Genomic DNA, 26,004 nt, shown 5'->3' on the forward strand with positions numbered 1-26,004 from the left:
ATTAAAACGCCCGTATGATTTTTTTGGGTGTTACCTACAATATTTATAAGTCAGTGTTTAGTTTCTATATTTGAAACCTTAGGTGAATGATTTCATTCACCCTAACTCTGCCTGGGGATTTAGGAGAGACTCGTGGAACAGCTTTGGACGAAAAATTTACCCCATGATGTGCCATCTATCATCGATGCGCAGCAATACAGCTCGCTCATCGACCTGTTTGAAAGCTCGGTGGCCAAGTATGCCGATCAGCCCGCCTTCGTCAACATGGGCGCGACGCTGACCTATCGTAAACTCGAAGAGCGCAGCCGTGCCTTTGCCGCCTATCTGCAAAATGAACTCAAGCTGGAGAAGGGCGATCGCGTCGCGATCATGATGCCTAACCTGCTGCAATACCCTATCGCCCTGTTTGGTATCCTGCGTGCCGGCATGGTGGTGGTCAACGTGAATCCGCTCTATACCCCAAGAGAGCTTAAGCATCAGCTCAACGACTCGGGCGCCAAGGCGATCGTCGTGGTGTCTAACTTTGCCAATACCCTGGAGCAGGTGGTGGATCAGACGCCGGTGAAGAGCGTTATCCTGACCGGTCTCGGGGATCTATTGAGCGCGCCTAAGCGCACCCTGGTGAACTTTGTGGTGAAGTACATCAAGAAGATGGTGCCTAAATATCATCTGCCCCACGCCATCTCTATGCGTCAGTCGCTCTCTAAGGGGCGTCGCCTGCAGTATGTGAAGCCGACCATAAAGGGAGATGATATCGCCTTCTTGCAATATACCGGCGGTACCACTGGAGTCTCTAAGGGTGCCATGCTGACCCATGGCAATATCGTCAGCAACCTGTTGCAGGCCGATGCCGCCTATTCGCCGCTGCTGGCGGATGGTAAGGAATTTGTGGTCACGGCGCTGCCGCTCTACCATATCTTCGCGCTGACGGTGAACTGTTTGTTGTTCCTCCATAAGGGGGCCAACAATTTGCTGATCACTAACCCGAGGGACATTCCGGCCTTCGTGTCTGAGCTAAAGAAGCATCCCTTTACCGCGCTTACCGGGGTGAACACCCTATTTAACGCCCTGGTCAGCTCCGAAGAATTTAAGACCCTAGATTTCGCCAACCTTAAGCTCTCTATCGGTGGCGGCATGGCGGTGCAACGCGCGGTGGCCGATAAGTGGCAGGGGATCACCAAGACCCGCCTGCTTGAAGGTTACGGCCTGACCGAGGCGTCGCCGCTGCTGACCTGTTGCCCATATAACCTAGAGGGCTACAACGGCTCTATCGGCTTCCCGGTCGCCAATACCGATATGCAGGTGCGTGACGAAGAGGGCAATGTGCTGCCTCAGGGGGAGACGGGTGAGCTCTACGCCAAGGGGCCTCAGGTGATGAAGGGCTACTGGCAGCGCCCCGAGGAGACGGCTAAGGTGATCGATAAGGATGGTTACCTAGCTACGGGCGATATCGGCTACATGGACGACAAGGGTTTCTTCTATATCGTTGACCGTAAGAAAGATATGATCTTGGTCTCCGGCTTTAACGTCTTCCCCAACGAGGTGGAAGAGGTAGTGGCCCTGCATCCTAAGGTGCTGGAAGTAGCTGCCGTGGGCGTTCCCCACGAGGTGAGTGGCGAGCTGGTGAAGGTGTTTGTGGTACCGAAAGATAAATCTTTGACCGAAGAGCAGGTGATCAAGCACTGTCGTCATCATTTGACGGGATATAAAATTCCTAAGCTGGTAGAATTCAGGGATGAGCTACCTAAGAGCAACGTGGGTAAGATCTTACGCCGCGAGCTGCGCGACGAAGCCAAATCGGCCTAGTTGCATAGGGAACCACCTGTTTTAGGTGACTCAAAGCCGGCATAATGCCGGCTTTTGCGTTCACCGAGCCACAGTATTTGGAGATGAGATTTGACCTTTCAATATGTAGAGGATGACGCCAGCCTGAGCGCGCTGGTGGACAAGTATCGTCAGGCGAAGGTCCTGATGTTAGATACTGAATTTGTTCGCACCCGCACCTATTACGCCAAGCTGGGGTTGATCCAGGTCTATGACGGACAGACCCTCGCCTTGATCGATCCTGTGGCGGTGAGCGATCTCTCTGCATTTTGGGCGCTGCTGGAACGTGACGACATGATCACTGTACTGCACTCATGCAGCGAAGATCTCGAGGTATTGGCTCGTTATGGTCGTTGTCAGCCTAAGGTGTTGTTCGACAGTCAGATCGCCGCCGCACTCTGTGGTTGGGGCCATGGCATGGGCTATGCCAAGCTGGTGGAGCATTGCCTAGGCGTACAGCTGGATAAGGGCGAGTCGCGCACCGACTGGATGAAGCGCCCGTTGACCGATGCCCAGCTGCAATATGCCGCCAACGATGTGGATTACCTCTATCAGCTTTATCCCCAGCTGTTAGAAAAGCTCAAACAGAGTGGCAGAATGCCCTGGCTGTTGGAAGAGGGCGAGCGCATGACTCAGGGGCGTTTAGAGAGCCCGGATGGCGACAGCGCCTACCTTAGGGTGAAGAATGCCTTTCAGCTCAGCCCCAAGCAGCTGGCCTATCTGAAGGTGCTCGCCAAGTGGCGCCTGCAAAAGGCGCTGGACCGAGACTTAGCCCTGGGCTTCGTGATTAAAGACCACGCCCTGCTGGCGCTGGCCAAGAAGCAGCCCAAATCTACCGGCGAGATCTTCAGGATGACAGAGCTGACCGAGCAGGAGAAACGCATGCATGCCAAGGCGATCATCGCCGAGATGGCCAAGGCGGATCTGGATAACCTGCCCGAGGCTATCGATGTTATTGCACTAAAACCTGGCTATAAGTCGGCCTTCAAGGCGATCAAGCAGGCCTTGACCCTGGTGGCTGAAACCCATGAGGTGCCTATGGAGCTGCTGGGCTCTAAGCGCCATATTCATGAGTACCTGCAGTGGCGCTGGAATGACGGTCAGGGCGAGACGCCCTTGGTGTTACAGGGCTGGCGCGGTGAACTGAGTCAGGACGTCTTGGCCGAGATCAGCTGCTAGGGCGAGTATCCCAGTCTTTTTTACTCGCAGCCGTTAAAAGGCGCCCATTAAAAAGCCCTCATCAGAGGGCTTTTTTTGCTGCGTTAATGCGCGTTAATACACGTAAGTGCTGCTTTTTTCCTGCCCAGGAGCCTACGGCTTTTCCGGCAGGGTGACGTTGAGTTCCAGTACCGACAGGTTGTCGTCGTTCTGATCCAGCTGCACCGACACCTGGTCGCTGTCTATCTGCACATACTTGCGGATCACCTCGATGATCTCCTGTTTCATCGCCGGGAAGTAGTCTGGCGCATCACGCTCGCCGCGCTGATGGGCGACGATGATCTGCAATCTTTCCTTGGCGGTGACGGCGGTCGTTGGCTCTTTTTTCGCTCTGAAGTAATCGAGTAAAGACATAATTAGCTACCAAATATCCTTTTCAAGAATCCTTTTTTCTCTTCGGTGACGAAACGCATCTCTACTTCTTCACCCGTTAGTCGTGCCACGGCGTCGCTGTAGGCCTTACCGGCATCGCTCTCTTGATCGATGATCACAGGTATGCCCGAGTTAGAGGCCTTGAGTACGGCTTGCGACTCGGGGATCACCCCAAGTAGCGGAATGGCCAGGATCTCCTCCACATCCGCCACGCTGAGCATCTCGCCGGTGGCCACGCGGGTAGGGGAGTAACGGGTCAGTAGCAGCAGCTCCTTGACCGGCTCCAGCCCCTCTTCGGCGCGCTTAGACTTGCTCTGCAACATGCCCAGGATACGGTCTGAGTCGCGCACCGAGCTAACCTCCGGATTGGTGGTCACAATGGCGGTGTCGGCAAAATAGAGGGCCATCATGGCACCCGTCTCGATACCTGCGGGTGAATCGCAGATGATGTAGTCAAAGTCCTGCTTAAGCTCTTCCAGTACACGGCCAACCCCTTCTTTGGTCAGGGCGTCTTTGTCTCGTGTCTGTGAGGCGGGCAGTACAAACAGGTTGCTGGTGCGCTTATCTTTGATCAGCGCCTGATTCAGGTTGGCTTCGCCATTGATCACGTTGACGAAATCGTACACCACGCGGCGCTCGCACCCCATGATGAGATCCAGGTTACGTAGACCGATATCGAAATCGACCACGACTGTCTTATGGCCTTTCAATGCCAGGCCGGTGGCAATGGCCGCACTCGAAGTGGTCTTGCCCACTCCACCCTTACCTGAGGTGACAACAATAATTTGTGCCATGTTTGTTTTTGTCCTTTTCAATTTCTATAGCGATAGTGCTTCAACGGTAAGGCTGTCGCCGTCTAGCCTGATACAACCGCTCTTGATCGAGGCATGTGCCTGTAGATTCTCGGTTAACCAATATTGCCCAGCGATGGAGACCAGCTCGGCATCGATATTCTGGGCGATGATCACGGCATTCTTATCGCCATTGGCACCCGCCATGGCCTTGCCTCTAAGACTACCGTATATGTGTATGCTGCCATCTGCAATCACTTCTGCACCGTTACCCACGGCGCCAATGATGATGAGATCGCCATTCTTTGCGTAAATCTGCTGACCAGAGCGAATATTTTGCTTCACTATCTTGGTGGTCTTGGGCAGTTGGGGCTGGTTCTGACTCTGTTTGCCAGATTTAATCAGCGCAAGCCCTAAGGCCTTGGCCTGGTTGGCGATGGCACTCGGCGCGCCTGTGATCCCCACGATCACCAGTTGCCTTGAGATCAAAAGATCTTTGAGGCCGGCGAGGTTATAGTCGGGATCTGAGATGGCGCTGAGGTTGACCACCAGGGGCGCACCAAGAAAAAACTGCGGCGCGATGGCCAGTTTATCGTCGAGTTCGCGGGCGACCCCGTCGAGATCTGCATCATTAATATGCAGCACTGAAAGCGTAAATGAAGAGCCTTTTAATTCGAGGCTAGGTTTCTGCATTCCTAAACTTGCTCTTGATAAAATTAACCGGCCTGGGCCGGTTAGATATTATTATAATCCTTGCGCTCCATGTTATAGTGTGCGGAATTTGCTGGCAAGTTGAATAAACTGGAAATTTCGCCCTATATGATCTGTGCTGTATATAAGAGTCGCTTAAAACCCGATAGTTATCTTTTTGTGGAGAAACGCAACGATTTCGAGCGTGTGCCCGAGCCGCTGATGAAGATGTTTGGTACGCCCGAACTGGTGATGTTGCTGCCACTGAACAAACGTGAACAGTTAGCCCTTGCCGATATCGAAAAAGTAAAAGTTGAACTTGCCGAGAAGGGGTATTATCTTCAATTACCACCACCTCCGGTTAACCTACTCGAAGAGTACAAGAAAGAGATAGGTTATAGCAGAGATTAGGAAAATGCATGTTTTTAAAGAATGTTTTGCTAAGTGCTCTACTCGCAAATGGCCTGCTTTTAGCCAGCCCTTTACAAGCTCAGGAGTCCGCGCTCAGTTACGATCAGTATCTTTCTGAGTTAAAGCAGCAAGCAGTCGAGCAGGGGATCGCCCAGGGCACCATAGATGCGGTTTTCGATCAGATAAAGCTGTTCAAGAAGGCCGTTGTCAATGAACCCGCCAAGAGCGGCCCTGAGAATTTAGACAAATATTTGCCAAATCGGGTGAGCGAAGCCTTAGTCGAGCAGGCCAGAAGCCTGTATCGCGATAACAAGGCGCTTTTCGACCGACTCGGCAAGGAGTACGGCGTCCAGCCAAGGTTTGTGTTGGCCTACTGGGGCATAACCTCGGCCTTCGATGCCAGCGACTATCCCGCGCTGACGGTGATCGCCTCTAACGCCTACCATGGCGAACAGGCCTACGCCGGTGATGAGCAGAGTGATGCGGCGTTTATTTCGGCGCTCAAGCTGATGGAGCGCGACCAGCTCAGCTTCGACAGCCTCAAGAGCGATGCCTCCGGCCTGATGGGCTATCCCCACTTCACCCCCAAACAACTGGCTAAGTATGGTCAGGATGGTAACGGCGACGGTAGGGTAGATATCTGGCACAGCCTGGATGATGCCTTTGCCACCACGGCAAATTATCTTAAACAGCTGGGCTGGGATTATGATGGCACCTGGGGACGTCAGGTTAGCACGCCCAAGGCCTTACCCCAAGATCTCGTGGGGCTAGCGGTGCATAAGGGCTTCGATCAGTGGCAGGCGCTGGGCGTCAGACGCTTTAATGGTTCAGATCTGCCCTCACGCAAGGATATGCAGGTCTCGCTCATCATGCCAGATGGCAAGAATGGTCGCAGCTACCTAGTGTATGACAACTATCGGGTGCTCAGAAAGACCCAAGGGTCAGAACACCTTACCCTGGCCGTGACCTACCTGTCAGAAAGAATCAAGTATCCTGAGATAAAATAGACCATTTCAGATGCCGAGCAGGCAAGCGCCGCTCGGCCTCCCACATTAAGCCGGACTCAGCCCGCTGAAAGCGGCAGAGGTCGGCCCTTGAAAGAATAGTAAAGATGTCGTTTTGGAAAGAGAAAACCCTTGCAGAGTTGAGTGCCCAGGAATGGGAGTCGCTCTGCGATGGATGCGGTAAGTGTTGCCTCAATAAGATCATCGACGACGAAACCGATGAACTCTACTACACCAATGCCGCCTGTAAGCTGCTCGATGCAAAGGCGTGTCACTGCATGCACTACGAGCAGCGATTCACCTTTGTGCCCAGCTGCACTAAGGTGACGGTCGATAATATCGCCGAGCTCACCTGGCTGCCAGACAGCTGTGCCTATCGCCGCCTCTATCAGGGCCGCGATCTGCCGAGCTGGCATCCACTGTTAACCGGCGACAAGCAAAAGATGCATGAGCTGGGGATGTCGACCCGCGACAAGGTGATTAATGAGAACAAGGTGAGGTACCTTGAGGATCATATCGTGCTCTGGCCGCTCAAAGATTGCGACTAGGCGTTCGCTTTCTCATTAAAGCGAGGAAAATGTGGTTGTAGCTTCTACCTGTTTGGGCATTTGATGGGATTTTGAAGGTCATACCTTCATGGCAACCTAACGCCTGCCCGGCGGGGGTTGTGCAAGCACTCTTTTGGCACGCCGCAAGCACGTCCGTGTGGGCTCTGCGAAATCATCTGACCTACATGGATGTAGGGAATGCCGAAAAATGTAGGGAACATTTTCGGCCCTGATTTCGAAGGCCAAAAGCGTGCTTACACTCGTATTTATCATCTCTTCGATTTAGCTTCATCTGTTGCTAGTAGATACAAGTTATTCTTCTTAAAGAAAAAACGCACAAAAATGTGATATGAGATGTTGAATACTAGTTACAAGATAGATTAAAGTATCACCAATCAAGGACAGAGCTAGGCCAACTCGAATCAAACATCGACTACGCCATTCAGGGAATGAAAAAGCCAACCACCATGTGCCAATCAAATCCCTTAAAAGTTAACTCTGTTCTTATTTATTTCTAACAGCAAGCGGTAAAGGTTTCGTCTTTTCTAATAAGTTAGGTTTCACTTTGTTTTAGGATGAGTTACTTTACTCTTGTTATGCAATATCATTATTTATCGATTTTTCAATTGGTTATGAACAATTGTTAAGATGGGTATTAAGTGATATTGATTTACATAGGCGGCGTTTTCGTTAATAAGCGTTAACTCTCAAGTGCCAAAGGAATGCAAGGATTACTTTGGATGGAAACAAACTGTAAAGATCACTTCTCGAGTCTCAATAGCCAGTTTGGCCAGGTGATAGAAGATTCGTTTTCTTCAAATCAGGGCTCTAAGCTTGTCGAGTTGTTCCAATTCTCAGATGATTTGAATACGTGGACAGAGCTACTTAAAGATGGAACTGATTGCACCATTCTTATTAGTGCAATCCAAGAGTTTGAACTTGGTTTTCAGGCTGTTGTAAGTGGCCAATATAGGTACTCATTTTTAGCGCAGCGATATTTCTTGGAACAGATATGTCGATTTATCTATCTTTCAACCAATGAGCTCCACTTAAGACACTGGAAGCTTGGTCTACGGGATATATCTTGGGGGTCACTAGTCGATAAAGAGAATGGGATATTTTCGAAAATATTCATCCGAGCATTTTATTCAGAAGTAGAATCTGAAGGCGATCATTTAATAACTATAGCATCAAAGCTTTATAGAGAATCTTCTGAGTTTATACATGGAAATTTCAATAAAATTGAGGAGCTGCCAAACTCTATTGAATTCAACACCTCTCTACTGGAACGTTGGATTGATTTCATGGAAACTAGTAGGTTTTTAGCTTTATTCTTACTATTCATGCGGTTCTCAAAAGATATAGAGGGCCACGATCTCAATAAGATAGAGGAAATGGCAAGAGAGGAGTTGGGCGGAATCGTAGAGTTCAATCTCCTATTCGCTTCCTGAGGTAACCATAGAGATGACAGATTTTAAAATACGTACAGAAACCATTAAACCTACAAAAATATTAGATTATTTCGTAGAAACACCGGAAGATCGCTCAATCATTGAGCGACTCAAAAGTGATTCCCCTATTGTCTTGGTTGGTAGTCGCGGGGTAGGTAAGTCATTCTTGTTGAGAGTCGCGGAAGCTGAGCTAAAACGAGATCTAGAGCAGCTTAAGATTCTTCCAGTATACGTGTCATTCACACAAGGTGCGGTTCTGCAACTAACAGATGAATCCCAGTTTTATCACTGGATGCTTGCGAAACTGTGCTCATCGCTAATCAGAAGTTTAACGAAAGCTGGTTTCGTTTTGCCTGTATCTTTATTGTCGGGAAATAACGAAGAGCAAGAGGAGTATCTGTCCAGATTAGTTGAAGAATTTGAAAATTCATGGAAACCTCAGCCATCTCAGACGATAGATTCTCAATTTCTGCCATCGATAGATGATTTCAAAGAGGCTGTAGAAGATATTTGCGAAGAAGCCGGAATAGAGACGGTAAATTTCTTCATTGACGAAGCTGCTCATATACTAAGGCCTGCTCAGCAACGTCAGTTTTTTAGCCTATACCGGGATATTAATAGCCCATACATAAACTGTAATGCAGCAGTTTACCCTGGTGTAACATCATTTGGAGATTATTTTCAGCCAATACATGATGCAATTTTTATTAATCTAGAGAGAGATGTATCGAGTACCGGCTACGTCGAAAATATGAGGCACATGGTTGAGAAGCAAGCGGATAGTCGATTACTTGGGAAAATTGCACAAAACATAGGTAATTTTTCATTGCTGGCGTATGCGTCTAACGGAAACCCTAGAGTTCTCTTAAAAACTCTAGTAAGAGCGCCATCAGTATCCTCGCGCGAAGTAAATACTGTAATTAAAGAGTTTTACAAAAGCGATATATGGGAAGAGCATTCATTGCTTGCCGATAAATATTCTGGATTTGTGGATTTTATCAATTGGGGGAGGGACTTTGTTGAAGAACACGTTCTACCTGAAATAAAGCAAAAAAATGATACATATTTGTCCGATGACAAGAAAACGTCATGCTTCTTCTGGATTCACAAAGATTCACCCGCAAAGATAAAAAAAGCTTTAGGACTACTTTGCTATACAGGGATTATTTCATTGCATTCTGATGCGGTAAAAGCCACGAGAAGTGGTGTAGGGGCAAGATATAGTGTGAATATGGGGTGTTTGTTATCGTTAGAAAATACACCAGCTTCAACCGGAAACACTATCGTTCGTAACCTTACTATTAAAAGAATGACCGAGTATGGAGCCAATCACACAACATTTAGCAGCCTTGAAACAGATTTAGATGATTTCGATGATCAAACCATTAGTTCAGCTTTAGATGACCAACTTAGAAAGTCAGTCGATTTTCTTGATTTACCTGAGTGGCTTATTGATGCGTTAAAAGGACTGTCTCTAAATACGATCAGAGATGTTCTGGATGCCACAGAGGAGACTATCCAAAGAGCATATTACGTGGGCGAGGTACGCTCTAGGTATATTAAGAATGAAGCTACGTCTGCTGTTTTCGAATACTTGTCAGGATAAAGAATTAACAACTTGGACGCAGCAAAGCTGCGCCGGTGTTAGAGGCGTTAGGTGCCAAAGGAGTGTATTGTGCTTAAAGGACTAATTGAAAAAATTAAATCTATAAGAAAGCCAGAGCCGTCAGAGATCATTGGTTCTTTGATTAAAGCTGATGAACTTTGCAAAATTGAGCCAAGGTTAATAGCACAATTTCCAATGACCTATCAGCAATATAGGGAAGCTTTAAAAAGGGAATTTGGAGCAGATATTGCCAATGAAATTGCTAATACTCTGGCTGTTGGCGATCTCACTATTGAACAACATGCCAGAAAAATGGTCAGGGTCTATTACGAAAACAGAAAATCAGAAAATTGGTATGTTTCAATTTTAGATGAGACTTTAGTTGCTTCTTCAAGGGCATATCAAGCATATGGCAACTAACAAGTGATAGTGCTGCTCAGTTAAACTATCTCCGCTTCTGCATACCTAAGCCCTGTTTCGTAGTCAGGAGATTCAATTTCATAATTTCTTGTGAATATCCTTTTCAAAGCCAATTCCGCCAATTCGGAGAGACGTTAGATACCCAGTGTGAACACGATTTTGGCCCTCGGCGACAGGACGTCGCCGGGGAGCGTATAGGGACATATTCAAACAACATCCCTGTTTAAATGCCAGCTCGGCATCCATGCCTCTCGTTCGTAGCTCGAAGCTTTGCTTCACTCACCGTGCCAAAATTGTGTTTGCACATACGTCGTTCTTTCACATCCCTGTGATCACGACATTGGTACTTCCTTGTGCAGCACCCGCCGGGCAGGCGTTAGGTTGCATCGATGGTACGCTTGAAGGTGTCCCAGATAAATAACCTCGTTGGTTGTCGTTACTCAAGCGTATCGAAATTCCCATACCTACAATTTAAAAATGAAAGCTTTTGGCTCTAACTTAATAGAACGTTTGATATGCTAATCGCCATCAATTCCGCCAAATCGAAGAGACGTTAGATACCCAGTGTAGATGCATCTGCGGACGTCGATGGCAGGGATGCCATCGTCGAGCCTCCAAGGATGGATTTACGGCGTGTAGCAGATGTATCTGCACATCCCCCGCCGGGCAGGCGTTAGGTTGTAGTGAAGGTCGGACTTAAGACATTCTCGGTAAGTCGCTATGAAGCTTGGTACTACTGAAGCGAACTCAAGCTTGGTGTCATACCAAGCGACATGTGTGGCTAGGCGATAGCTAGCCACAAAAAACGCCCGTTAGGGGCGTTTCTTAAAAGCGCTACCTTGAGCGCACATCAAGCCTTCTTCGTTGGCATTAACGCCGGAATGATAAACACCGCCAGGGCAATCAGGTAGGTGCTGAAGGCGACCACCATCCACTGTGACATAGTGATGCCAAACATCTCCCAGGGGATGTCGGTGCACATGCCGGTAGGCAGGAGAGTGAGGGGAACCATTCGTGTAGTGGCATCCACTCGGGAAATTCCGGCAGGAAGGAGCAGGTGGAGAAAGGCGACGGGTTAGTCTGCATCTCTACCAGTTCCAGTGCTAGCTTGAGGCCCCAGGCCGCGCTAACGCCCCATAGCAGTACCCCGAGAAAACGTATCAGTCGATAGCCATGGCCGATGACGCCGATGAGGCCGGCGGTTAATACGCCGAGTACCGCGAGGCGCTGATAGATACACATGACGCAGGGGTCGAGTTTCATCACGTGTTGAAAGAAGAGGGCACAAGCTTCCAGGCCTAGGGCGGTCAGTAGCAGTATGGTCCAGGCTAAGCGAGACTGTGCGAATCGGGTCAGGGCACTCAACGATATTCTCCTATAAAAAAACGCCTCTAACTGCTAGAGGCGTTTTTAAGACTTTACGAAACTAGATAAGTTCAGTCAATCAACAAATTAGTGTCTGGTGACGACTAATATCGGCCCCTAAGGGCCGGTTAATTGACCTATGGCTCATCAATGGCCGGTGACGGCGCCTTTTGCCGCTTCCGCCACAGAGTGGTGGATCAGCATGTGTGAATCGTAGAAGTATTGGGTCATGTCGCTGAGGAAGCCTGTCTCGATGGCCACAATACCCACGATCGACAATACGATAGTGTAGGGCAACGCCATCCACACCATACGACCATAAGAGAGCCTGATCAGCGGAGCGATGGCCGAGGTCAGCAGGAAGAGGAAGGCAGCCTGACCGTTAGGCGTCGCCACAGATGGCAGGTTGGTACCCGTGTTGATGGCAACTGCCAGCAGGTCGAACTGATCGCGGGTGATCTGGCCATCCAGTAGCGCGGCCTTCACCTCGTTGATATAGACGGTACCCACGAACACGTTATCACTCACCATAGAGAGCAGGCCGTTGGCGATATAGAAGATCACCAGCTGGGTGTTGCCTTCGTAGCTCAGTGCCCACTGGATCACAGGCGCAAACAGTTGTTGGTCGATGATCACGCCCACGATGGCGAAGAAGACCGCCAGCAGTGCGGTGAAGGGCAGTGCCTCTTCAAACGCCTTACCCAGGGCATGCTCGTTGGTGACGCCGTTAAAAGCGGTAGTGAAGATGATCACCGACAGACCGATAAGACCCACAGAGGCCAGGTGGAAGGCCAGACCCACGATGAGCCAGATGCCGACTAAGGCCTGGATGACCAGCTTGATCTTGTCATGGTTGGTGCGGCGCGCATCTTCATAAGAGGCATAGTCAGACAAAATCTTATGTACCGCCTCGGGCAGCTGTTGGCCATAACCAAACCACTTGAGTTTCTCTACCAGGAAGCAGGTGGCGATACCCGCGATAAACACAGGAATGGTCACCGGGCCCATGCGCAGGGCAAATTCACCAAACTGCCAGTTGGCCTGGGCGGCGATGATCAGGTTTTGCGGCTCACCCACCATGGTACAGACCCCACCTAATGCGGTACCGACACCGGCGTGCATCAGCAGGTTACGCAGGAAGCCACGAAATGCCTCTAGCTCGTCTTCACACAGGGGATGCCCCTCGCCGTGACTGTCAGAGGTGTGGTCGTGATCGTCGGCAAAGTTCTTGCCTGAGGCGACCTTGTGGTAGATAGAGTAGAAACCTACGGCCACGGCGATGATAACGGCAATCACGGTCAGCGCATCGAGGAAGGCCGACAGGAAGGCCGATGCCACACAGAACATCAAGGAAACCACTACCTTAGAGCGGATCTTGGTGATCATCTTGGTGAACACGAACAGCAGCAACTGCTTCATGAAGTAGATGCCGGCGACCATGAAGATCAATAGCAGCAGCACTTCGAGGTTGGCTTCGATCTCGTGCAGTACCTGTGTGGGGGAGGTCATGCCGATGAATACCGCCTCAATGGCAAGCAAACCGCCGGGTTGTAAGGGATAACATTTCAGCGCCATGGCCAGCGTGAAGATGAACTCGACTACCAGTAACCATCCGGCAACAAATGGATTGAGGTAGAAGACGATCGGGTTGATCACTAAGAATGATAAAATTGCGATTTTGAACCACTTAGGAGAATTTCCTAAGAAATTGTCAATAAACGCCTGACTCATGGTCACAGGCATGGCATCCTCTCATCTATATAATTTTTTTTTGACAGAAAGTTAACGAACAGTCCGCTGTTCAATTCAGTGTATCCTAATGATATGTAGAATTTAATACCTTTTTAGCTCAGATTGCCTAAAAACAGACATTAACTGCAATCTATATCACAAGCTTGTTGATGTGGTCTCTATTTTGCTCATTATTGCGATCTGAGTCCTTGATCTTATCCAGTAATGTTACGGATTAGGTTTCCATTTTTTACCGCTCTGGTATGATCAGTGCCCAAGATAACTTTGAATAAATTGGAATAGTGGCCTGATGACAACTGTCCCCCAAGTACCTGTAACGCCTAAAGACAAAGATATTATTGAAGCGAAGGGTCCTGCGAGCTTTGCCGAAAAGTATATTGTTCGTTCGATTTGGGAGGGAAAGTTTCCACCCGGTTCCATTCTGCCAGCCGAACGCGAATTGTCTGAACTGATCGGCGTGACACGTACGACACTGCGCGAAGTGCTGCAGCGCCTCGCCCGCGATGGCTGGTTGACCATTCAACACGGTAAGCCGACTAAGGTTAATGATATCTGGGAAACCTCTGGGCTTAACGTGCTTGAGACCATCGCCGAGCTTAATCCTGCCGGTGAGCCTGTGCTGCTGGAGCAACTGCTGTCGGCCCGTACCAACATCAGCGCCATCTACTTTAAGGGCGCGGTGCGTTACAACCCAGACAAGGTATTAGAGGCGTTAGCGCCACTGGCGACCCTAAAGGATGATGCTAAGGCCTTTATCGAATTCGATTACCATCTGCATCACACCCTGGCTTACCATTCTGGCAACCCGCTTTATGTGTTGATCCTTAACGGCTTCAAGGGCCTCTATAGCCGCGTGGGTGAAGAGTATTTTGCCATCGAGAAGGCGCGCGAGCTGGCGCTGGACTTCTACCAGGCGCTCGAAGCCTTAGCCAAAGATCACAACCACAACGACGTGCCGGTTTTGATGCGCAGCTATGGCATCAACAGCGGTAAGGTGTGGCAGCGTTATAAGGCGAACCTGATGCAGTCGGCCGAGGCCAACCAGGGCTAAAAGCTCTGTCTAAAAGACCTGTTTAAATAAAGAAAGGCCGCTCTAAAAGAGCGGCTTTTTTATTTGTGTCTGTACTGGCTTGCTGATTAGGGCTGGTCAGGGCGCTAGTCGATGTCGAAACTGTAGTAGATGTCCAGGGTCTTAGAGATGGTCCCCGAGACACTCTCAAGATAGAGCTGAGACATCAGGTAGTAACGCACCGTCATCTCATAGCCGGGATTGAACACCCCCACACCATACTTGACCATCAAATCTTCCCCGATAAAGCCGCTGATGGCGACCTTACCGTCATCATTGGCATCAAACTGCACGTTAGAGATCCCCAGCTTCTCTATGATGTTGGATGCCGAGCTGCCGAGGTTACCGAAGGCGTTTTTGCCCAGCTGATTGCCCAGGGTCAGCGCGGCGCCCATCATCAGGGCGCTGTTTTGATCCGAATCGTTACTGTTAAACCCGGTTCCCTTGATGATGTAGGAGAGGATCTCGGCCTGCTCTTTGGACGGGCTAGAGAAGAGGGTCACTATGGGTTTCTGCGGCGTGCCGGTAATGCGCACCCCGGCGATCACATCTTCATCTTTAATCTCTCGGATCGCCTCGATATTCAGGTTAGGCACCGCCATAGGGCCGACAAACTGCACCTCACCGGCCTTGATCGATAGGGTTTGCCCCATAAATTTGTAATTGCCGTTCACCACCTTGATATCGCCGTAGAGCAGCGGCGGCTTAAAGGCGGCCTGGCGCAGCTCCAGCGTACCGACGAGCAGGCCTCTCAGGCCCATGCCATCGACGACGAGCTTGTCGCCGACCTGGATCGCTATCTGGCTGGTGACCGCGATGGGGTCTTTAACCTGGACTTGACTGGCGAGGCTGTCGTTGAAGACCACGTCGTCAGATTCGGCCACACCGCCCTCGGGGAGCTGAGCTATGGTGATATGGCCCGAGGGGACGTCCAGCTTGCCGCGAATATCCAGGTGTTTATTGCTAAAGCTGATGTCAATGTCCGGTGACACGTCCAGTATCGCCAGCGGCGGCTGAATGATGGCCAGCTTGTTGCCGCTGAAGTTGAGTTTGCCATTGAGCCCCTCTGTCCAGTCTATATCGCCTGCTATGCCGGCCTTGCCATCGCCCATGGTCCACTGACCCGCGACCCGTCCCGTCTGTCCCTGCAGGGTGAGCTTGAGGCTGATGTTATCCAATAGCGTGGGGTTGGCGGCCGCCGCCAGTTGGCCGTCGACAAGGTCGACCGTGCCGCTGAGATCCGGCTCATCCAGCGTGCCGCCCAGTATGATGGCGCTGGATACCTGGCCGCTGAGGACCTCTAGCTGAGGCGTAAAGTCGGACAGGGCATGGAGATCGATATCCTTCAAATCTATCTTACCGCTTAGCCTGTGCTCGGGATCGGTACTGATCACCAGCTGACTATCTATCTTGGCAAAGCGCTCGGATTCCAGCTGTGCGTCGATGCCGAGTTGCTGCTCATCCAGACGGGCCTTGAGGTTGAGGTAGCGATACTGGGCCTGGATCTGTCGCTTGGTGGTGGTGAGATCGAACTGCCCCGGTGCCATGGCCAGTGTCAGCTGACCCGTCGGCTTGGCATCCTTGGCCCATTGAAACTCGCCATCGAGCTGGGTCGGGCCTTGCCATTTTAGGTTTTCCGGCAGTACGGGGGCCAGCAGGGCGCCGAGATCGCCGACCAATTGCAGGCGGGTATCGCCCTTGTCACCGAGCTCGGCGGGATCGGTCAGACAGAGACTGGCGGCGTCATGGCGCCAACAGAAGGGGGAGAGCTGGCCTTTCGCCTGTCGGTTGTCCCAGTAGAGGTCGATAGGTTCGTCCAGCGCCATGGGGCCCAGGCGTGAATTGAGGCTGATACGCTTTATCTTGGCATCGAATCGCTGCGCCTTTTCATCATAGGTTGAGGCGATCGAGGTGTTGAGCTGCAGATCGCCATAGGTCTGCAGGCCCAGTTTCTGCCTGGTGATATCTCCCTTGACGCCTAGGGTGAGGTTACTCAGCTCCATGCCTTGCCCCTTGATGTCTGAGGATTTCAGCGACAATGCAAACTGGTGCGCATCCTGGGGACGGTAGAAGGCGATAAGCTTGGCCTTATCGACAGTGATATCGGCGTACTTGAGCTCTATGGTATCGGCATTGATGGCGACTTCGGGGTGCTCGTCGTCGCCAGATACATTGATGACCGCCTCGATGGCGCCGCTGGCGCTCGGATCCCATAAGCTCAGGGCTGGCACGCTCAGGCGACCATCCAGTGCCCAGACATCATCCACCCGCCCGGAGAGGGTCAACTGGGACTCGAGGGCGTCGATCTGCAGATGCTCTGCGTTAAGTTGGAACTTGTCATTCAGGGCGATATCCCCCTGAATCTTGAGTGGATATTGGTCCACATGCCCCTCAAGATCTGCCTGGCTGATGCCTATCGACCAGGCCTTATCACTAAATTCCCCCTTGCTGTGCAGGCTGCCATTGATCAGGGTTGCGGGCAGGGGCTGCTCGGGCGCGATGTTAAGCTGGGCGAGATCTAAGTCCTGAGTGTTGGCCGCAAGCTGCCAGCTAATGGTCTGGCCGTAACCGAGCGCGCCGCTAAGAACCAGCTTGCCCATCTCGCTGTCGACCCTGAGTGTGGCGACCTCAAGCTGCTGATCCTGGTGCGATAGCTCGGTTTCCAGGGTTAGCCAGGGATGGTAGGGGGTCCTTAGCTCGCCGTTAAGCCTGAGCCGTTGAGCCTTTAGGCTACCGCTAGATTCAAGGGTTAATGCCTTGGCCTCATATTGGGCCTGCGCCAGTGGCCACATCAGGTGGGGGCTTAACAGGTGTAACTCGTAGGGCAGCGCAGCTGTGCTCAGGTTGGCCTTGGCATCTAAGTCAAACACCAGATGCCCCTCGCCCTTAAGCTTGACGGCAAGGTCAGCGAAACCACCTTTTATCTCGGCGTTAAGGCGTTGGCGCTTAAGCTCGGGCAACTCGCTGACGCCGTTGGCGTTGAGATCGGCCTGAAGCTGAATCGCCATGGGATAATCTTGCGTCAGGCTGATCTCACCGTCGAGTTGCGCCTTGCCGTAGTCGTGGCTGAAGGCCAGGTTGTCCAGGGTGATCTTATAGCCGAGGTAGCTGCCCGCGAGGCTTATGGCGGCAAAGTTATCGACACGCTCGCCGAGCCTGAGCTGACTGTCGACCAGCTGCGCGCCGTCGATAAAGATAGGCATGGGGATCTCGACCTCGGGCAGTTGGCTCAGGGGCCAGTCTGTCTCATCTTGTCGGCTTGCTGTTGCCTGCGTCTGGACTGGTGTAGGTACTTGAGTCTGAGTGTTTGTCTGAGTATTAGGCAGAGAGTTAGCCTGAGCCGAGCCCTCGCCTTGCCCCAGCGGGATAGACACCATCAGTCCTTTGCTGTCGAGGCGATTGACCCGCAGGCCCGTCTCGAGCCAGCTGGCCTTGGCCGCAAGGTAGTCTGCATTAAACTGCATCTGATTCACCCGCACGCTGATTTGCTGCAGGGCGCTCTGGTTGAGGATGATGCCCAAGGGCAGGGTGAGCGGGCCATCGTCCTCGATTTGCTCAACGGGCGGTTTTTCCTCCGGCGTCGACGATACCAGCTTGTCGGTATCTATCTCCACCCGCACCGCATCGGCGCCAAGGGAATCGACGCAGAGCTGACGCTGCAGCAGACACAGGGGACGCCATTTGAGGCTAAGTCCCTCTGTTTCGACCTCTATGCCCGTCATCTGCCACTTGGCATGTTCCAGCTTTAGCTGACCATTGAGTGTGCCGCCGCCATAGCTCAGGTTTAAGTCTGGCACTAAGAGATCGGCGAGATTCACCGCCACATGACTGCCAAAAGGGGTACCTATCAGTATGGCCAGCAGGATAAGCAGGGCCAGCGGCAGATAGAGCAGCACGCGAACCAGGTTACGCAGCCAACAGGCCAGGCGGTACAGCAAAGATCTTGGCCTTTGCGCCTTTCCACTAGCGGGCGTTTCGCCTTTAAGCCCCAGGGCCAGCTCCTGAGACGGGGTTAAATCATCGGGCGTTTCTATCATAGCTCGGCCCCCATGGTGATATGGATGCGCCAGCTGCGATCCACTGTGTCTGTCTCTTTCAGACCGACGCCGAGATCCAGCTTGATCGGCCCTATGGGGGAGATCCAGTGGATGCCGCCGCCAACTGAGACGATGGGCTCGAACTGCTGACTGTCGAAGGCGCTACCGGCATCGATAAAGCTGGCGACTCGCCATGTCGGGGTAAGATAGTATTGATATTCCAGGCTGCCGACCAGCAGATAGCGGCCACCGACCACCACGCGGGCCAGCTGACCCTCGCTATTGGTATAGTCGATATAGGGGCCGAGTTCGTGATAGCTATAGCCGCGGATGCTTTGATCGCCCCCGGCGAAGTAGCGCAGCGATGGCGGTACCAAGGGCAGTTCGTCATCTTTGACCAGGTTGGCGCCCAGATCCAGGCGGGAGACAAACCTGTGTTTGTCGAAGAAGGTGTCTATCCACTTAAACTTGGCCTGTAGCCGAGTCAGGCGCAGATCTGAGCCCAGTGTCGGGTCGGCATGTTCCAGGCTGTAATATTGAAAGAAGCCCGACTTAGGGTCCAGACTCTTGTCGCCACGAGTGGTTTTCGACAGGCTGGTGCCCAGCAGTAAAACGTCGGGATTATAATCGATATCCGACTGAGCATATTCTTCGTTGATGGCATCCAATGAATAGGTAAACAGCCATTGATTCTTCAACCGCTTCTGCCTGACGACCCCGACGAGTTTCTTGACCGATTCCAGCTCGCCTGTGTTACGAAAGTCGCGCTTATCGGCGTCATAGACTTGGGTAACCCCATACTTATCCCTGAGCAGGCCGACACGTATCTTGAGCTGATCGTCCAGCGGATGGCTCATGGGGATGGTGTAGGTGGTCAGAAATTTGGGCCTGTCCGGCGACCATTCTACGCTGCTCTCCTGGGAGTGGCCGTAACGATTGATCTGCGGCGTTCGCCAGGTGACCCTGACTCTGGGCTCGATATTATTGTCGATGGAGTTGCCGACGTCGGCGCCCAAACCCAGTTCGATAGAGTGACTGGGCCTTGGGGTGACCTCTACCCGAATGGGAACCCTGTCGTCCTGCATCTTATCGAGCTGAGGCAGCACCTTGATGTTGGTGAAGTAGCCGGTATCGACCAGCTCCCGGTTGAGTGCACCTAATTTACCCGTGCTGTAATGGGAGTCGGGCTTAAAGGGGATCAGGCGGTCGAGAAAACCCGGCACCAGATCGTGGCCGTTGAAGCTCACCTCGCCGATGCGATAGCGCGGGCCCGAGTCGTAATGCAGACTGATCTGTGCGCTGTCGAGATCCCGGTTGACCACTATCTGGTTGGTGAGGTACTTGCCTTCGAAATAGCCCCTGGCCAACGCATAGGTGAGCAGCTGAGACTTGATCGCCTCATATTCACCATGATTGAGCACATCGCCAGGCTTTAGGCTGATCTGCTCGAGCCAGTCGTTGACCGCCTTGTCATCGAGGATCTCGCCTGTCAGCTGAATGTCGATCCACTGGATCACCGTCGGCGCACCTGGGGTGATAGATAGGCGCAGGATCCAGGGGCCGGTTTCTGGGCTCTCCAGTTGCTGGTCTATCTTGCCCTTGTAGTAGCCGAGGGAGTGCAGCGCGGCCTCGATGTTTTCATCGGCGTTGAAGATAAAGGCGCGGCGTTGCACCTCAGAGCTTGGCAGGGCGCCAAGGTGAGCCGTGATGTTGCGTTTAAGCGCCTTGTCGGCGCCGTCGATCTCGACCGTTAACCAGTCGTTCGCCCAGACAGGCGATACCCCCATGCACAGGCAGAGTAGGGCGAGTGTCGATAGCCGGGATAAGGTCGCAAAGATCCGCAAGAAAAAGGCTCTATCTAGTTGAAAAGTTTGTTGCTGTTTATTGTCGCAGATTATGGAGGCCAAGCAAGATGGTGATTGTAATTAATGATGAAAATCGGTACAAAGAAGGCAAACAATAATGAGGAAGCCTAACGTGAGAAGCACTATTACCCCCACCCTGATAGCTGGCCTGCTGGGTCTGTTGATGAGCACCTCTGCTGCGGCCGAGAACCAGCCGTTTTCTATCGCCATCCATGGCGGTGCTGGCACCATCTCTAAGGCCAAACTGACCGAGGCGCAGCAGCAAGCCTACCGTGACAAACTCAAGCAGGCGGTGGATGCCGGTTACAAGGTGCTGGAAAAGGGGGGCGATAGCCTGACGGCGGTGACGACGGCCATCAATATTCTCGAAGACAGCCCACTGTTTAATGCCGGTAAAGGCGCCGTCTATACCTATGACGGCAGCCATGAGATGGACGCCTCCATCATGGATGGTCGCACCCTCAATGCCGGCGCGGTGGCCGGTGTTAAACATATCAAGAATCCCATCAATCTGGCGCGCGCCGTGATGGACAAGTCGCCTCATGTGATGCTGTCGGGCCAAGGCGCCGAAGAGTTTGCCCTAAGCCAGGACTTTAGCCTGGTACCTGTGAGCTATTTTGATACCGACAGTCGCTACCAGCAGCTCATCGATGCCAAGGCCAAGCTGAAACAGGCCGAGAGCGAGTCGGGTGGCAAGCCAGATTACCAGGCATCGGTAGACTACCTGGATCTGGATTATAAATTTGGCACCGTGGGCGCCGTGGCCCTGGATAAGCAGGGCAATCTGGCCGCCGGTACCTCAACCGGTGGCATGACGGTTAAACGCTTCGGGCGCATCGGTGATTCGCCGGTGATCGGCGCGGGCACCTATGCGGAAAACCAGGTGTGCGCCGTGTCGGCCACCGGCCATGGTGAGTACTTTATTCGCTACCATGTGGCGGGGGATATCTGCGCCAAGGTGAAGTATCAGCAAAAATCGATTCTGCAGGCGGCGGATGAGGTGATCAATCAGCGACTTATTACCGCGGGCGGCACCGGCGGGGTGATCGCCATTGACCAGCGCGGCAATATTGCCACCCCATTTAACACCGAAGGCATGTACCGCGCGACCCGTAAGGGCGGAGAGCAGGCTAAGGTTATGATTTGGCAGGATAACTGATCTGTGTTATCTGGCTGAAAATTTAATTTAAGTGAGGCTCGCAGCCTGTGTTGTGGGCCTTGTTTTCATCTGCCGTTTGCACTCTTTGTGAACTCCTCGATTAACCCGCTAGACACTTCCTTAAAGGCCCGCTTCACTTACTTAAGATAAGTGGATTGTGCTGCAAAAGGCCTCCTAATCTGTCAATTGTGCTTCACACCCGGTGTATTGACTTTATGTAAAATTTGTAACCTCTTTGTCACTAAGCTGATTTATAGTGTGCGCTGGTCGCAGGATCAGCACCGCAGTAATTTGAGCGTTAAGACTCGAATACTGCTTAAGAAAACTAGTTAAACACTAGGTTAATGGATAAATTTAGGGGTTAATATGTTTACCAAAGCAAGCGCGCTTGCCTTGGCGATTGGTGGTGTCTCCACCTTTGCCCAGGCTGCAGACGATCTGATCATCTCAGAGTATGTAGAAGGCAGCAGCAACAACAAGGCCGTCGAATTCTACAATCCCACCGGCGCCGACATCGATTTAAGTCAGTATCAACTCGAGTTCTACTTTAACGGCAACACAAGTGCCGGTTCTACTATCGCCCTTAGCGGTAGTCTGGCCGCCGGCAAGACTTTTGTGTTGGCCGACAACGACGCCGCAGGTGAGATCTTGGCCGTCGCCGATCAGCTCAGCAGCGCCAGCTTCTTTAACGGTGACGATACCTTAGTGCTGCGCAAGCAGGGCGTGGTGATCGACAGCCTAGGTCAGCTGGGAACAGATCCGGGCTCTCAGTGGGGGAGCGGCGATCTGTCGACCCAGAACAACACCCTGCGCCGGGACCCTAACCAACTGCATGCCGACACTCAGCTCGATGATGTCGTTACCCTGTACACCTGGACGGGCCATGCTCAGGATGATTTTAGCGATCTCGGCCAGTTTGCCGGCCAGGGGCCGACAGACCCAACGGACCCTACCGAGCCGCCGGTTGGCCTGGTATGTCATGATCCCGCCACCAAGATCTCAGAACTGCAGGGCAGCGGCGATACCAGCCCGCTCAATGGTCAGAGTGTGACGGTCGAGGCTATCGTGACCAGCAATCAGGAGGCCGGCCTTAAGGGACTCTTCCTGCAGATGGCCGATGCCGAGGTTGACGGTGACAGCAACACCTCTGAAGGTGTGTTTGTCTTTACAGGTGGTTCGCTGGGTTATCAGGCGGGGGATCGTATTCGTCTGAGCGCCACGGTTAAGGAGTATAACGGCCTGACCGAGCTGACCAATGTGAGCGACCACGCCTTGTGTGACACGGCGCAGGCTATGCCGACCGCCGCCGAGGTGAGCCTGCCGCTGACAAAGAGCAGCGACCTGGAAGCGGTTGAAGGCATGCGTGTTCACTTTACCCAGAACCTGGTGGTGAACGAGGTTTATAACTTAGGACGCTATGGTGAGATCTTGCTCGGCGGCAAGCGTCATTTCATCGGTACTCAGGTGGCCGAGCCTGGCAGTGAGGCGCTGGCGGTCAGTCAGGCTAACGCCTTAGATTCAGTCTTGCTCGACGATGGTTTGACCTCGCAAAATCCCGATCCTGTGCGTTACCCTGCGCCGGGTCTGAGCGCCGACAATACGGTACGTGTGGGCGACTCTATTACAGGGCTTAATGCCGTGATGCACTATGGTTATGGCAAGTATCGTTTGATGCCAATCGATACAGTGAACTTTGTGGCCACCAACCCGAGAAGCAGTGAGCCAGACTTGGCCGAGGGCGGCAACCTTAAGGTGGCCAGCTTCAACGTGCTTAATTACTTCAATGGCGACGGTCAGGGCGGTGGCTTCCCAACGGCACGGGGCGCCGACACGCCGAGTGAATTTGCCCGTCAGCGGGCCAAGATCATCAGCGCCATGGTGAGCATCGATGCCGATATTTTTGGCTTGATGGAGATAGAGAACGATGGATTTGGCGGCGAGTCGGCCATTAAGGATCTGGTGAGTGGTTTGAACCAGGCGGTGGGTGAGGCGAGATATCAGTATGTTGCGGCGCCAACGCCAACCATAGGCACAGACGCCATCACAGTGGGTATGCTTTATCGCAGCGATCGCGTCTCACCTGTTGGGGCGGCCAAGGTACTGTCCAGCGCAAACTCGCCACTGGATGAGCAAGGTGAGGTGCTGTTTAACGATGGCAAGAACCGTCCTAGTCTGACACAGGCCTTCGAGGTCTTGGGTGAAGATCAGCAGCTCGTGGTGGCGGTGAATCACCTCAAGTCTAAGGGGAGCGATTGTGTCAGCTTAGGGGATCCTGATCTGGGCGATGGGCAGGGCAACTGTAACCAGACCCGTACCCGCGCGGCTACCGCCCTGGGTGGCTGGCTAGCCAGCGAGTATGGCGAGATGCCAACCCTAGTCATAGGGGACATGAACGCCTATGCCAAGGAAGATCCTATCGATGCGCTACGTGGCGCCGGCTATCTGGAGTTGTTCGACCACCTAGGTAAGACAGGTGCATACTCCTATGTCTTTTCCGGTGAGACGGGGCAGCTTGACCATGCTCTGGCTAATGCTCAATTGGCCGACAAGGTAGTGGATGTGACCGAGTGGCATATTAACACCGACGAGCCGAGGCTGCTGGATTACAACGAAGAGTTTAAGTCGGCGGATCAGATTGCCTCGCTCTATAGCAGCCATGCATATCGCTCTTCGGATCACGACCCTGTGGTGATCGCTTTGCTACTCGAGCGTGAGACCATAGCGCCGGTGGCTGGCTTTAGCTATGCGCTACAGGGCCGTACTGTGAGCCTAGTGAGCAGCGCCATGGACGAAGATGGTGAGATACTCGATTACCAGTGGGATCTGGGCAATGGTGAGACCGCTAGCGGCGAACAGCTAAGCTATCGCTACGCCGAGGCCGGTGAATACCCAGTTACCCTGACGGTAACCGATAACGATGGCCTGAGTCATAGTGTGACCCAGAGGGTTAAGGTGCAGGTGAAGCAGCAAAAGCCTATTGCCGTTATCGAGCACCTGGATCTCTGGTTTATGGATATCTTCGTCTCACTGAGCTATGACACAGATGGCGAGATAGTGTCCCAGTCGTGGAAATTCAACAATGGCAGCAAGCAGACCGGCCCTGTGGCCTTCAGCTTTGGATATCGCGCCAGCAAGGTGAAACTCACGGTTGAGGATAACGATGGCCTCAAGGGTAAGGCTAAGCTGAATTTCTAGTGCTGAGTTTCTCATGATTTGAAAAGGCCGCCTCAGGGTGGCCTTTTTTATGCTTAATTTAGCGATAAATTTTAGCAAGCCTCTGTATCTAATGGGCAAAAACCAAATTTCTTGGCGGCTAATAGCTAAAGGTTTCCTCTGGGACTGGGTTAGCTAAAAATGTTCTTAACAATAATCATTTCTATTATCATGTGGTTGCCGCAAACCCTTGTCAATAAAGGGCTGGCGCCATTTTAGGGGCCGTTGCTTGAGCTACAATTAGGTGCGAATCCTAGGTGAGAGCAAAGTTATGGATAGCTATCAGAGACTTTTAGTGGTTGTGGATGAACACGATTTCAGCTTAAAGGCCGTTTCCCGCGCCGTGTATTTGGCCAGTAAAACCAATGCGGCAATCATAGTGATGATGTTAGAGCACAGCCATTTTGTTAACCGTTTGGTGGATACCTTCGAGGCAGACGCCAGCAAGGGGCAGGCACAACCCTTAACCAAGGAGCGTAAACTGAGTTGCTTAAATGCCTTCATCAGCCAGGCTGCCCAGTCGGGCCTCACAATTTCTAAGGCGTCTATCACCTGTCATTGCAGCGACGATGTATTGCAGTTTTGCGATGATTTTAAGGTGGATGCGGTGATCTTAGCCGCCTCACGCCATACGCTATGGAACTGGTTGACGATTAAACCTTTGGATGTGCGCCTGATCCGCGAATCCTCCCGCCCAGTGGTGGTGGTTAAAGATCATCTTTGGCAGCCCGGTGGACATATTCTCTCTTTGGTGGAGCCTTGCGCCGATGATGTTACCCACAAGGAGCTTAACGACGCCGTACTGCAGACCTCGGAGCATTTCTCCCAGCTGTTGGCGGGAGATTGTCACCTGATCGATTGCTATTATGGTGACACCCCCAGCATGTCGTTTCATCAGGTGTTGACCCCAGCCAACGATGAGCATTACCACCTGCAGCAGATGTCCCGGTATTCGAACCGTTATCATCTACAGCCCGAGGGGAGTGGGATGAGTCATCATCATCTTCATCTGGCCAAGTCTTTACCTGAGGATGCCATCGAATCCTTGGCCAAGGAGGTGGACTCGGAGTTGGTGATAGTGGGCGATACCGGCAATGGCAACATGTTCTCTAACATGTGTGGCCATGTGGGGGAGCAGGTGATCGACAGGATCCAATGCGATCTTCTCGTGGTTAAGCCGCAGAGTGCCCACGCCATGTGAGCGCCCAA

General features: G+C 52.2%; 18 protein-coding genes and 1 pseudogene. 12 read left to right on the plus strand and 7 right to left on the minus strand.

The features are described from left to right. Positions 1-132 precede the first annotated feature (132 nt). Together fadD and rnd are read left to right on the plus strand one after the other, a co-directional pair. Positions 133-1,806, plus strand: coding sequence for a long-chain-fatty-acid--CoA ligase FadD (fadD, locus tag DB48_RS15115; protein ID WP_041511055.1), 1,674 nt, complete (start codon positions 133-135; stop codon positions 1,804-1,806). Between the two features lie 90 nt (positions 1,807-1,896). Next, a complete protein-coding gene (gene rnd / locus DB48_RS15120; protein ID WP_041511056.1) occupies positions 1,897-3,003 on the plus strand; it encodes a ribonuclease D in 1,107 nt (368 codons plus the stop codon). Positions 3,004-3,135: 132 nt separating this feature from the next. Here the strand turns inward: rnd and minE are convergent, their stop codons facing one another. The 3 genes from minE to minC are packed head-to-tail and all read right to left on the minus strand — an operon-like array spanning position 3,136 to position 4,898. Then, a complete protein-coding gene (gene minE / locus DB48_RS15125; RefSeq protein WP_041511057.1) occupies positions 3,136-3,396 on the minus strand; it encodes a cell division topological specificity factor MinE in 261 nt (86 codons plus the stop codon). 2 nt (positions 3,397-3,398) lie between these two features. Then, on the minus strand, positions 3,399-4,208 hold the full coding sequence (gene minD / locus DB48_RS15130) for a septum site-determining protein MinD (protein ID WP_041511058.1): 810 nt from the start codon (positions 4,206-4,208) through the stop codon (positions 3,399-3,401). Between the two features lie 24 nt (positions 4,209-4,232). Then, entirely contained in the window at positions 4,233-4,898 is a 666-nt protein-coding gene (gene minC, locus DB48_RS15135) for a septum site-determining protein MinC (RefSeq protein ID WP_041511059.1), read from the minus strand. A gap of 126 nt (positions 4,899-5,024) precedes the next feature. On the opposite strand from minC, the gene DB48_RS15140 reads away from it, so the two are divergent. From DB48_RS15140 to DB48_RS15165, 6 genes are all read left to right on the plus strand, one after another. Beyond that, on the plus strand, positions 5,025-5,306 hold the full coding sequence (locus DB48_RS15140) for a YcgL domain-containing protein (protein WP_011865981.1): 282 nt from the start codon (positions 5,025-5,027) through the stop codon (positions 5,304-5,306). Positions 5,307-5,314: 8 nt separating this feature from the next. After that, positions 5,315-6,313: a lytic murein transglycosylase gene (locus DB48_RS15145; RefSeq protein ID WP_041511060.1), complete on the plus strand. Its 999-nt coding sequence runs from the start codon at positions 5,315-5,317 to the stop codon at positions 6,311-6,313. Positions 6,314-6,417: 104 nt separating this feature from the next. After that, positions 6,418-6,858: a YcgN family cysteine cluster protein gene (locus DB48_RS15150; RefSeq protein WP_041511061.1), complete on the plus strand. Its 441-nt coding sequence runs from the start codon at positions 6,418-6,420 to the stop codon at positions 6,856-6,858. Positions 6,859-7,598: 740 nt separating this feature from the next. Beyond that, positions 7,599-8,309 carry a hypothetical protein gene (locus tag DB48_RS15155; RefSeq protein WP_041511062.1) on the plus strand — a complete coding sequence of 237 codons (711 nt, stop codon included), beginning with the start codon at positions 7,599-7,601 and terminating at the stop codon, positions 8,307-8,309. 13 nt (positions 8,310-8,322) lie between these two features. Continuing rightward, on the plus strand, positions 8,323-9,915 hold the full coding sequence (locus DB48_RS15160; protein WP_041511063.1) for an ORC-CDC6 family AAA ATPase: 1,593 nt from the start codon (positions 8,323-8,325) through the stop codon (positions 9,913-9,915). Positions 9,916-9,984: 69 nt separating this feature from the next. Further along, positions 9,985-10,335: a hypothetical protein gene (locus DB48_RS15165; protein ID WP_041511064.1), complete on the plus strand. Its 351-nt coding sequence runs from the start codon at positions 9,985-9,987 to the stop codon at positions 10,333-10,335. 850 nt (positions 10,336-11,185) lie between these two features. Here the strand turns inward: DB48_RS15165 and dsbB are convergent. Beyond that, positions 11,186-11,700 (minus strand): annotated as a pseudogene (gene dsbB, locus DB48_RS15170) (disulfide bond formation protein DsbB). A 147-nt stretch (positions 11,701-11,847) separates the two neighbouring features. Then, positions 11,848-13,443, minus strand: coding sequence for a sodium/proton antiporter NhaB (nhaB, locus tag DB48_RS15175; protein WP_041511065.1), 1,596 nt, complete (start codon positions 13,441-13,443; stop codon positions 11,848-11,850). Positions 13,444-13,741: 298 nt separating this feature from the next. Here nhaB and fadR point away from each other — a divergent pair, with 298 nt between their 5' ends. Then, positions 13,742-14,503, plus strand: coding sequence for a fatty acid metabolism transcriptional regulator FadR (gene fadR, locus DB48_RS15180; RefSeq protein ID WP_052813810.1), 762 nt, complete (start codon positions 13,742-13,744; stop codon positions 14,501-14,503). A 104-nt stretch (positions 14,504-14,607) separates the two neighbouring features. Here fadR and tamB read toward each other — a convergent pair whose 3' ends face one another. Continuing rightward, positions 14,608-18,558: an autotransporter assembly complex protein TamB gene (gene tamB / locus DB48_RS15185; protein ID WP_052813811.1), complete on the minus strand. Its 3,951-nt coding sequence runs from the start codon at positions 18,556-18,558 to the stop codon at positions 14,608-14,610. After that, positions 18,555-20,345 (minus strand): autotransporter assembly complex protein TamA, encoded by a 1,791-nt coding sequence (locus DB48_RS15190; protein WP_041511066.1) that lies wholly within the window; start codon positions 20,343-20,345, stop codon positions 18,555-18,557. Before DB48_RS15190 ends, tamB begins: the two co-directional genes overlap by 4 nt. Before the next feature lie 241 nt (positions 20,346-20,586). Between DB48_RS15190 and DB48_RS15195 the strand changes: the two genes are divergently transcribed. The 3 genes from DB48_RS15195 to DB48_RS15205 all read left to right on the plus strand — a co-directional run bounded on the left by DB48_RS15195 (position 20,587) and on the right by DB48_RS15205 (position 25,996). Then, entirely contained in the window at positions 20,587-21,582 is a 996-nt protein-coding gene (locus DB48_RS15195) for an isoaspartyl peptidase/L-asparaginase family protein (protein ID WP_200890559.1), read from the plus strand. 366 nt (positions 21,583-21,948) lie between these two features. Continuing rightward, on the plus strand, positions 21,949-24,777 hold the full coding sequence (locus DB48_RS15200; RefSeq protein ID WP_041511067.1) for an ExeM/NucH family extracellular endonuclease: 2,829 nt from the start codon (positions 21,949-21,951) through the stop codon (positions 24,775-24,777). A 289-nt stretch (positions 24,778-25,066) separates the two neighbouring features. Then, the gene (locus tag DB48_RS15205; protein WP_041511068.1) at positions 25,067-25,996 is read left to right on the plus strand and encodes a universal stress protein; all 930 of its coding nucleotides are present in this window, start codon (positions 25,067-25,069) and stop codon (positions 25,994-25,996) included. Positions 25,997-26,004 lie beyond the last annotated feature (8 nt).

This window comes from Shewanella sp. cp20, from assembly GCF_000832025.1.
In the GTDB taxonomy this organism is placed as follows: domain Bacteria; phylum Pseudomonadota; class Gammaproteobacteria; order Enterobacterales; family Shewanellaceae; genus Shewanella.

Bases quoted from the DNA above. Each gene is read 5' to 3' on its own strand.
- minE (WP_041511057.1), bottom strand. From the start codon at position 3,396: ATGTCTTTACTCGATTACTTCAGAGCGAAAAAAGAGCCAACGACCGCC.
- minD (WP_041511058.1), bottom strand. From the start codon at position 4,208: ATGGCACAAATTATTGTTGTCACCTCAGGTAAGGGTGGAGTGGGCAAG.
- minC (WP_041511059.1), bottom strand. From the start codon at position 4,898: ATGCAGAAACCTAGCCTCGAATTAAAAGGCTCTTCATTTACGCTTTCA.
- DB48_RS15140 (WP_011865981.1), top strand. From the start codon at position 5,025: ATGATCTGTGCTGTATATAAGAGTCGCTTAAAACCCGATAGTTATCTT.
- DB48_RS15145 (WP_041511060.1), top strand. From the start codon at position 5,315: ATGTTTTTAAAGAATGTTTTGCTAAGTGCTCTACTCGCAAATGGCCTG.
- DB48_RS15150 (WP_041511061.1), top strand. From the start codon at position 6,418: ATGTCGTTTTGGAAAGAGAAAACCCTTGCAGAGTTGAGTGCCCAGGAA.
- DB48_RS15155 (WP_041511062.1), top strand. From the start codon at position 7,599: ATGGAAACAAACTGTAAAGATCACTTCTCGAGTCTCAATAGCCAGTTT.
- DB48_RS15160 (WP_041511063.1), top strand. From the start codon at position 8,323: ATGACAGATTTTAAAATACGTACAGAAACCATTAAACCTACAAAAATA.
- nhaB (WP_041511065.1), bottom strand. From the start codon at position 13,443: ATGCCTGTGACCATGAGTCAGGCGTTTATTGACAATTTCTTAGGAAAT.
- fadR (WP_052813810.1), top strand. From the start codon at position 13,742: ATGACAACTGTCCCCCAAGTACCTGTAACGCCTAAAGACAAAGATATT.
- tamB (WP_052813811.1), bottom strand. From the start codon at position 18,558: ATGATAGAAACGCCCGATGATTTAACCCCGTCTCAGGAGCTGGCCCTG.
- DB48_RS15190 (WP_041511066.1), bottom strand. From the start codon at position 20,345: ATGGGGGTATCGCCTGTCTGGGCGAACGACTGGTTAACGGTCGAGATC.
- DB48_RS15195 (WP_200890559.1), top strand. From the start codon at position 20,587: ATGAGCACCTCTGCTGCGGCCGAGAACCAGCCGTTTTCTATCGCCATC.
- DB48_RS15200 (WP_041511067.1), top strand. From the start codon at position 21,949: ATGTTTACCAAAGCAAGCGCGCTTGCCTTGGCGATTGGTGGTGTCTCC.
- DB48_RS15205 (WP_041511068.1), top strand. From the start codon at position 25,067: ATGGATAGCTATCAGAGACTTTTAGTGGTTGTGGATGAACACGATTTC.